Raw genomic sequence first — 8,184 nt, forward strand, 5'->3', positions numbered from 1 at the left:
CGGTGTGAGCGCCGCCACACTGCACACCGCGCTGCAACAACGCCTGAGCGCGCTGAGCGCCGGCCCGCGCCGCTTGCTCGGCATAGTCGGCGCGCCGGGCTCGGGCAAATCCACGCTGGCGGCGTTGGCGGTCGGGCATATGGGCACCCGCGCCCAGGCGGTGCCCATGGACGGTTACCACCTCGCGCAAGCCGAACTGGAACGCCTGGGCATTGCCAAGCGCAAGGGCGCGCCCCACACTTTTGACGCCGCAGGCTATGCCGCTTTGCTGCGGCGCCTGCGCCAGCAAGGCGACGGCGACGACGTGGTGTATGCGCCCGACTTTCGGCGCGAAATCGAAGAGCCGGTCGCGGGGGCTCTGCCCATCTTCGCCCAGACGCCACTCATCCTCACCGAAGGCAACTACCTGCTGCTGCAGGAAGGCCCCTGGACTCAGGTGGCGGGCTTGCTGGACGAAGTCTGGTACCTGCACGTGGATCCGGCTTTGCGCCTGCAACGGCTGACGCGCCGACACGAACAGTTTGGCCGCAGCCCCACCGACACCGTGGCCTGGATAGCCGCCAACGACGAGCCGAATGCGCGGGTGATCGAGGCCAGCCGCCACCGCGCCCATCGCCAGGTGGTCTGGAACGACGGCAGCGCTTGCTTCGAATTTCTCGCCGACTAGGCTGCGCTCGGTCGAACACCCAAGGCCAAAAAAGTCGGGTGCGATACTGAAAAGGACACGTGCAAGGGTTTGTGCGCGTCCTTTTCAGGAGTTCCATGACCACCCAGCGCCCCAACATCCTCTTCATCATGGCCGACCAGATGGCCGCGCCCTTGTTGCCCATGCACAGTGGCCACTCGCCGATCCAGATGCCGCATCTGAACGCATTGGCCACCACCGGCACGGTGTTCGATTCGGCCTATTGCAACAGCCCCTTGTGCGCCCCCTCGCGCTTCAGCCTGGTCAGCGGGCAACTGCCCTCCAGGATCGGCGCCTACGACAACGCCGCCGACCTCGCCACCGACATCCCCACCTACGCCCACTACCTGCGCAACCTGGGCTACCGCACCGCACTCTCGGGCAAGATGCATTTTTGCGGCCCCGACCAGTTGCATGGCTACGAGGAGCGCCTGACCAGCGACATCTACCCCGCCGACTACGGCTGGTCGGTGAACTGGGACGAACCCGATGTGCGGCCGACCTGGTACCACAACATGGCGTCGGTGGAACAAGCCGGGCCCAGCGTGCGCAGCAACCAATTGGACTTCGACGAAGAGGTGGTGTTTCGCGCCCGCCAGTACCTGTACGACCACGTGCGCAACACACCCGAGCAGCCGTTTTGCCTCACGGTGTCGATGACGCACCCGCACGACCCCTACACCATTCCCGCCGAATACTTCGACCGCTACACAGACGAAGACGTGCAGATGCCGCGCGTGCACATGGCCCAGGACCAACTCGATCCACACGCCCAACGCGTGGCCAAAGTGATCGACATCTGGGGCAAGACCATGCCCGAGCAAGCCGTGCGCCGCGCCCGCCGCGCCTACTACGGCGCCTGCAGCTACATCGACGACAACATCGGCAAACTGGTCAAGACCCTGACCGAATGCGGCCTGGGCGACGACACGGTGATCGTGTTCTCGGGCGACCACGGCGACATGCTGGGCGAGCGTGGCCTTTGGTACAAGATGCACTGGTTTGAAATGGCGGCGCGTGTGCCCTTGGTGGTCCACGCACCGGGCCGATTTGCCGCGCGCAAGGTCGCGGCTTCGGTCTCCACCATCGACTTGTTGCCGACCTTTGTCGAACTCGCGGGCGGCCAGGTGGACCCGGCGCTGCCATTGGATGGCCGCTCCTTGCTGCCGCACCTGCGGGGCGAAGCGGGGCACGACGAGGTGATCGGCGAGTACATGGGCGAAGGCACGAACGCGCCGCTGCTCATGATCCGCCGGGGCGATTTCAAGTTCATCTACGCCAGCGCAGACCCTTGTTTGCTGTTCAACGTCGCCGCAGACCCGGACGAGCGCCACAACCTGGCCCAAGCACCCGAGCACCAGGCGCTGTTGCAGGCATTTCTGGCCGAGACCGCCGCACGCTGGGACCTGCCCACCATCCACGCCCAGGTGCTGGCCAGCCAGCGCCGGCGGCGCCTGGTGGCCCAGGCGATGCAAAAAGGCCGCCTCACCAGCTGGGACCACCAACCCCTGGTTGACGCCAGCCAGCAATACATGCGCAACCACATCGATCTGGACGATCTGGAACGCCGGGCGCGTTTTCCCCGCCTATAGGTCCGCAGATCGTCACATGCCGGACAAAGGCTGTGGGTAAAATGCGCGGGTCAGGAGAGAAATCCGGTGAAGCATTTCGCCGGGTTCGCCGAAGGCGCAGAGAAAATGGGCAAGGTCGTGGGACCGGCCGGTTTTTTTGAACGCTCAGGCACCCAGGACTGGCAAACACCGGCTTGACCGCAGGTGTACCCCACTGGAGAGAGGCCGCCCCTGGAGGCGGCCCACCGAAGGAGCAAGCGCGGCATCGCCCGCGTGAATCTCTCAGGTAAAGCGGACAGCGGGGCAGTGCACGGATGATCTGTGCGTATTCCTCTTTCACCAGAGGCCTGCCCCTGCTCGACGAAAGACCGCCATGTCCAAGCCCGAAGACCTGCTCCAGACCCCGCTGCACGCCTTGCATCTGGAACTCGGCGCCCGCATGGTGCCGTTTGCCGGCTATGCCATGCCGGTGCAATACCAGGGTCTGGGCCTGATGGCCGAACACCTGCACACCCGCAGCGCCGCCGGTCTGTTCGACGTGTCCCACATGGGCCAGTTGCGGCTGGTCGGCGCCGATGCCGCGGCCGCACTCGAAACCCTGATGCCGGTGGACGTGATCGATCTGGCGGTGAACAAGCAGCGCTACGGCCTGCTGCTCAACGAACAGGGCGGCATCATCGACGACCTGATGTTCGTCAACCGGGGCGAAGACCTGTTCGTGATCGTCAACGGCGCCTGCAAACACGGCGACCTGGCCCATATCCACGCCTGCATCGGCCAGCTCTGCCACATCGACGCCCAGTTCGACCGCGCGCTGCTGGCCCTGCAAGGCCCGCAAGCCGTGACCGCCTTGCAGCGCCTGCTGCCCGGTGTGGAAAAACTGGTGTTCATGACCGGCGCGGCCTTTGAGTGGGCGGGTGGTGACCTGTTCATCACCCGCAGCGGCTACACCGGTGAAGACGGCTTCGAAATTTCACTGCCCGCCGCCGGTGCCAGCGACTTCGCCCGCGCCCTGCTGGCCCAGCCCGAGGTGAAACCCGTGGGCTTGGGCGCGCGCAACTCGCTGCGCCTGGAAGCGGGTCTGTGCCTCTACGGCCAAGACATCGACACCACCACCACGCCGGTGCAGGCCGCGCTCAACTGGGCCATGCAGAAAGTGCGCCGCACCGGTGGCGCGCGCGCAGGCGGCTTCCCGGGTGCCGAGCGCGTGCTCGCGCAGCTGGACGGCGTTGATCCGCTGATGAAGAAGCGTGTGGGCTTGATCGCTCAGGAACGCATACCGGTTCGGGAGCACGTGGAACTGCAATCGCCAGACGGCACCGTGATCGGCGAAGTCACCAGCGGTCTGCTCGGCCCCAGCATCGACAAGCCAGTGGCCATGGGCTATGTCGGTCCCGAACACGCCGCCATCGGCACCCGCGTCAACGCCATGGTCCGCGGCAAGCCGGTGCCCATGGAAGTGAGCAGCATGCCCTTTGTTCCCAACCGCTATTTCCGGGGATAAGTCCCGGCGATGTCGATACCCCTCCGTTCGGGCTGAGCTTGTCGAAGCCCTCATCAGCACCCACCGTATCGCTGAGCTTGGCCAGGCTCAGGGAGAACGGTCACTTTTAAAGGAAACCACATGACCACCAAGTACACCGAAGACCACGAATGGATCCGCGTTGACGGCGGCGTTGCCACCGTCGGCATCACCCCCCACGCGCAAGACGCCCTGGGCGACGTGGTGTTTGTCGATCTGCCCGAAGTGGGCAAATCGTTCGCGCAGAAAGAGGTGGCCGGTGTGGTCGAGTCGGTCAAGGCCGCAGCCGATGTCTACATGCCCATCAGCGGCGAGGTGGTGGAAGTCAACGAAGCCTTGCGCAACGACCCGTCGCTGGCCAACTCCGATCCGCTGGACACGGGCTGGTTCTTCAAGGTCAAGCTGTCCGATGCCTCGCAGCTCGACGCCTTGCTCGACGAGACCACTTACACCGCCTTCTCGGCTGCTGGCTGAAGCACCTCCATCCCGTTCGGGCCGAGTCTGTCGAAGCCCCCACGCACCTTGTTGTTCGCAGCCCTTCGACAGGCTCAGGGCGAACGGTCTGAAAGTTGCCCTCATGCTGATGTCGTCTGTCCAACCTTTGAGCGAACTCGAAAATCCGTCCGAGTTCATCGCCCGCCACATTGGCGTGAGCGAAGCCGACGAGACCCACATGCTCTCGGTCATCGGCGAAGCCTCGCGGCGCGCCCTGATCGACAGCATCGTGCCGCGCAGCATCGCGCGCAGCCAGGGCATGCAGTTGCCGCCGGTGGCGTCCGAAGCGGCGGCGCTGGCTGAACTCAAGACCTTGGCGCAGAAGAACCTGGTGCTCAAAAGCTTCATTGGCCAGGGCTACCACGCCACGCACACGCCGGGCGTGATTCTGCGCAACGTGCTGGAGAACCCCGCCTGGTACACCGCCTACACGCCTTACCAGGCCGAGATTTCCCAAGGCCGCATGGAAGCGCTGATCAACTTCCAGACCATGGTGTGCGACCTGACCGGCATGCCGATAGCCAACGCCTCCATGCTGGACGAGGCCACCGCCGCCGCCGAGGCCATGACACTGGCCAAACGCTCGGTGAAAAGCAAGGGCCACACCATCGTGGTGGCCGGTGATGCCCACCCACAAACCATCGAGGTGATCCAGACCCGCGCCGCGCCGCTGGGCATCACGGTGCAGCTGGCCAACTCCGCACCCGAATGGGAAGCCGCGCTCAACGGCGACGACTACTTTGCGGTGCTGGCCCAATACCCCAGCACCAGCGGCCGCATCGACGATCTGCGCGCCGATGTGGAGCGCGTTCACGCCAAGCAGGCGGCCTTCATCGTGGCCGCCGATCTGCTCGCCCTCACCCTGCTGGTGCCACCGGGCGACTTCGACGCCGACATCGTGGTCGGCACCACGCAGCGCTTTGGCATGCCCATGGGTGCGGGCGGACCGCACGCCGCCTTCATGGCCTGCCGCGACGCATACAAGCGCTCACTGCCCGGCCGCCTGGTGGGCGTGAGTGTGGACGTGCACGGCAAGCCCGCCTACCGGCTGGCGCTGCAAACCCGCGAACAGCACATCCGGCGCGAGAAAGCCACCTCCAACATCTGCACCGCGCAGGTGCTGCCCGCCGTGGTGGCGAGCATGTACGCCGTGTACCACGGCCCACAAGGCTTGAAGCGCATCGCCCGGCGCGTAGCGGCGTATACCGCCATCCTGGCCAAAGGCCTGGAGCAACTCGGTGCCCCCTTGCGCACGCAGGCCTGCTTCGACACGCTGTCGCTCAAGACCGACGGCGACACCCAGGCCGCCGTGGCCCGCGCCCGCTCCATGGGCGCCAATTTGCGCGTGTATTTTGAGCACTACCTTTGCATCGCGCTCGACGAAACCACCACCCGCGCCGACGTGGAAATGCTCTGGAGCGTCTTTGCGAAAAAAGGCCAGCCGCTGCCCAGCTTCGACGCCTTCGAAAAAGGTGTGGAGCCGCTGATACCGGCCGAGTTGCGCCGTACCAGCGCCTTCCTCACCCACCCGGTGTTCAACAGCCACCACTCCGAGACCGGCATGCTGCGCTACATCCGCGCCCTGTCCGACAAAGACCTGGCGCTGGACCGCAGCATGATCCCGCTGGGCAGTTGCACCATGAAGCTCAACGCCACCAGCGAGATGATTCCCATCACCTGGCCCGAGTTCGCCAACGTGCACCCCTTCGCGCCCGCCGATCAGCAACTGGGCTACAAAGAGCTGGACGAACAACTGCGCGCCTGGCTTTGCCAGGCCACGGGTTACGCCGGCATCAGCCTGCAGCCCAATGCGGGCAGCCAGGGCGAGTACGCCGGCTTGCTGGCGATCCGCGCCTTCCACGCCTCCAAGGGCGAGAGCCACCGCAACATCTGCCTGATCCCGTCGAGCGCCCACGGCACCAACCCGGCCAGCGCGCAAATGGTGGGCTTGACGGTGGTGGTCACCAAGTGCGATGACAACGGCAACGTCGACATGGCCGACCTGAAGGCCAAGTGCGAGCAGCACAGCGCCCAGCTCGCCGCCGTGATGATCACCTACCCCAGCACGCACGGCGTGTTCGAGACCACGGTCAAAGAACTCTGCGCCCTGGTGCACCAGCACGGTGGCCGTGTGTACGTGGACGGCGCCAACATGAACGCCCTGGTCGGCGTGGCCGCACCGGGCGAATTCGGCGGCGACGTGAGCCACCTGAACCTGCACAAGACCTTTTGCATCCCCCACGGCGGTGGCGGCCCGGGTGTGGGCCCGGTATGCGTGGTCGAAGACCTCGTGCCCTTCTTGCCCGGCCATGCGACCAGTGGCTTGAAGAGCGGGGTTGGTGCGGTCAGCGCCGCGCCCCTGGGCAACGCCGCCGTGCTGCCCATCAGCTGGATGTACATCCGCATGATGGGCGCCAACGGCCTGAAGCACGCGACCGAAACCGCGATCCTGAGCGCCAACTACATCAGCAAGCGGCTCAAAGAACACTACCCCACGCTGTACGCGTCGGCCAACGGCCACGTGGCGCACGAGTGCATCCTGGACCTGCGCGGCCTGAAAGACACCAGCGGCGTGATGGCCGAAGACGTGGCCAAGCGCCTGATGGACTACGGCTTCCACGCGCCCACGCTGAGCTTCCCCGTGGCCAATACCTTGATGGTGGAACCGACCGAGAGCGAAACCCTGGAAGAGCTGGACCGCTTCATCGATGCCATGATCGCGATCCGCAACGAAATCCGGCAAGTGGAACAAGGCGTCTGGCCACAAGACGACAACCCGCTCAAGAACGCGCCACACACCGCCGACAGCCTGCTGAAGGCCGACTGGCCACACCCCTACGCCCGCGACGTAGGCGCGGCCAGCACCTCGACCCGCGCACACGCCAAATACTGGCCGCCTGTGGGCCGCATCGACAACGTCTACGGCGACCGCAACCTGTTTTGCAGCTGCGTGCCTTTGAGCGACTACGCGGCAGACTGAGCGCAGGGGCCTACTGCCCCACCTCAATGTTCGTGCAAGTGGTGGGCATCGGGTACATGGGGATGGCTGTGTCGCTGCGCTGCGTGCCGGTGCCAATGGCTGTGCGCGCCCTGGGGCATGGGGTCGTGGCTGTGCTGGTGGTGCCCATCGCCATGTTCGTGGGCATGTTCGTGCCCCAGTTGCTCGTGTTCGTGCGCATGCTCGTGCGATTCAGACAGGTGCAGCAGCAAACCCAGCAGCATCAAGGCCGCACCGAGCGCCATGCCCCACCCCATGGAGCGGTCGCCCAGTGCGAAAGCACCGATGGCGCCCATGAACGGCGCGAACGCAAACACCGAGCCGGTGCGGGCAGCGCCAAATGCGCGTTGGGCCAGCAGATACAAGCGCAAGCTCAAGCCGTAGCCCGTGGCACCGATCGCCACCAACCCCAACGCGGCCCACAGCGTCGGTACCGCTTCACCGAACAGCATGGCCAACACCGTGGTGGCACAGGTGCCTAACGCGGCCTTGACCAGCACCACCCGGCCCGGATCGCGCTCGGCCACGCCGCGCGACAACGCGTTGTCAACGCCCCAGGCCGCCGTGGCCAGCAAGACCGCCAGCAACCCCAGCAACTGCGCCCGTCCGCTGAAGCCCTGTTCCACCACCAGCGCCACACCGCCCGCCAGCAGGATCAGCATGGCGGCTGTGGTGCGCCGGTCCATGCGCTCGCCGTACCAGCGCCAGGCCAAACCCGCCGTGAACAGCACCTCCAGTGTCAGCATGAGCGAGGCGCTGGAGCCGCTTGTGCGCTGCAAACCCCAGGCCAGTGCAACCGGGCCCAACACGGCTACGAACGCCGCCATGGCGAACAGGCGTGGCCCATCGGTCCGCTGCAAAGGGGCTTCCCGGTGCGCCCCGCGCCGCGTGACCAGGGCCACCAGTGTCGCCC

At 65.8% G+C, this 8,184-nt stretch carries 6 protein-coding genes and 2 riboswitches; of the genes, 5 read left to right on the top strand and 1 reads right to left on the bottom strand.

Translation table 11 applies throughout. The features are described 5' to 3' along the window. Positions 1 to 4: 4 nt before the first annotated feature. From ABYB95_RS01000 to gcvP, 5 genes are all read left to right on the top strand, one after another. Positions 5 to 667 (top strand): nucleoside/nucleotide kinase family protein, encoded by a 663-nt coding sequence (locus tag ABYB95_RS01000; protein WP_372656552.1) that lies wholly within the window; start codon positions 5 to 7, stop codon positions 665 to 667. 95 nt (positions 668 to 762) lie between these two features. Next, positions 763 to 2,277, top strand: a complete 1,515-nt coding sequence (betC, locus tag ABYB95_RS01005) for a choline-sulfatase (protein WP_372656553.1) — start codon at positions 763 to 765, stop codon at positions 2,275 to 2,277. A gap of 41 nt (positions 2,278 to 2,318) precedes the next feature. After that, a riboswitch (glycine riboswitch) is annotated at positions 2,319 to 2,448 on the top strand. A gap of 12 nt (positions 2,449 to 2,460) precedes the next feature. Continuing rightward, positions 2,461 to 2,565: riboswitch (glycine riboswitch) on the top strand. Positions 2,566 to 2,629: 64 nt separating this feature from the next. After that, positions 2,630 to 3,760: a glycine cleavage system aminomethyltransferase GcvT gene (gene gcvT / locus ABYB95_RS01010; RefSeq protein ID WP_372656554.1), complete on the top strand. Its 1,131-nt coding sequence runs from the start codon at positions 2,630 to 2,632 to the stop codon at positions 3,758 to 3,760. Between the two features lie 120 nt (positions 3,761 to 3,880). Beyond that, a complete protein-coding gene (gene gcvH, locus ABYB95_RS01015; protein ID WP_372656555.1) occupies positions 3,881 to 4,252 on the top strand; it encodes a glycine cleavage system protein GcvH in 372 nt (123 codons plus the stop codon). Between the two features lie 103 nt (positions 4,253 to 4,355). Continuing rightward, positions 4,356 to 7,253: an aminomethyl-transferring glycine dehydrogenase gene (gcvP, locus tag ABYB95_RS01020; protein ID WP_372656556.1), complete on the top strand. Its 2,898-nt coding sequence runs from the start codon at positions 4,356 to 4,358 to the stop codon at positions 7,251 to 7,253. A 23-nt stretch (positions 7,254 to 7,276) separates the two neighbouring features. Here the strand turns inward: gcvP and ABYB95_RS01025 are convergent. Next, the coding region (locus ABYB95_RS01025) for an EamA family transporter (RefSeq protein WP_372656557.1) at positions 7,277 to 8,184 on the bottom strand (908 nt) is incomplete at its 5' end.

Source organism: Hydrogenophaga sp., from assembly GCF_041633695.1.
Classification (GTDB): domain Bacteria; phylum Pseudomonadota; class Gammaproteobacteria; order Burkholderiales; family Burkholderiaceae_C; genus Hydrogenophaga.

Bases quoted from the DNA above. Each gene is read 5' to 3' on its own strand.
- gcvH (WP_372656555.1), top strand. From the start codon at position 3,881: ATGACCACCAAGTACACCGAAGACCACGAATGGATCCGCGTTGACGGC.
- gcvP (WP_372656556.1), top strand. From the start codon at position 4,356: ATGCTGATGTCGTCTGTCCAACCTTTGAGCGAACTCGAAAATCCGTCC.
- betC (WP_372656553.1), top strand. From the start codon at position 763: ATGACCACCCAGCGCCCCAACATCCTCTTCATCATGGCCGACCAGATG.
- gcvT (WP_372656554.1), top strand. From the start codon at position 2,630: ATGTCCAAGCCCGAAGACCTGCTCCAGACCCCGCTGCACGCCTTGCAT.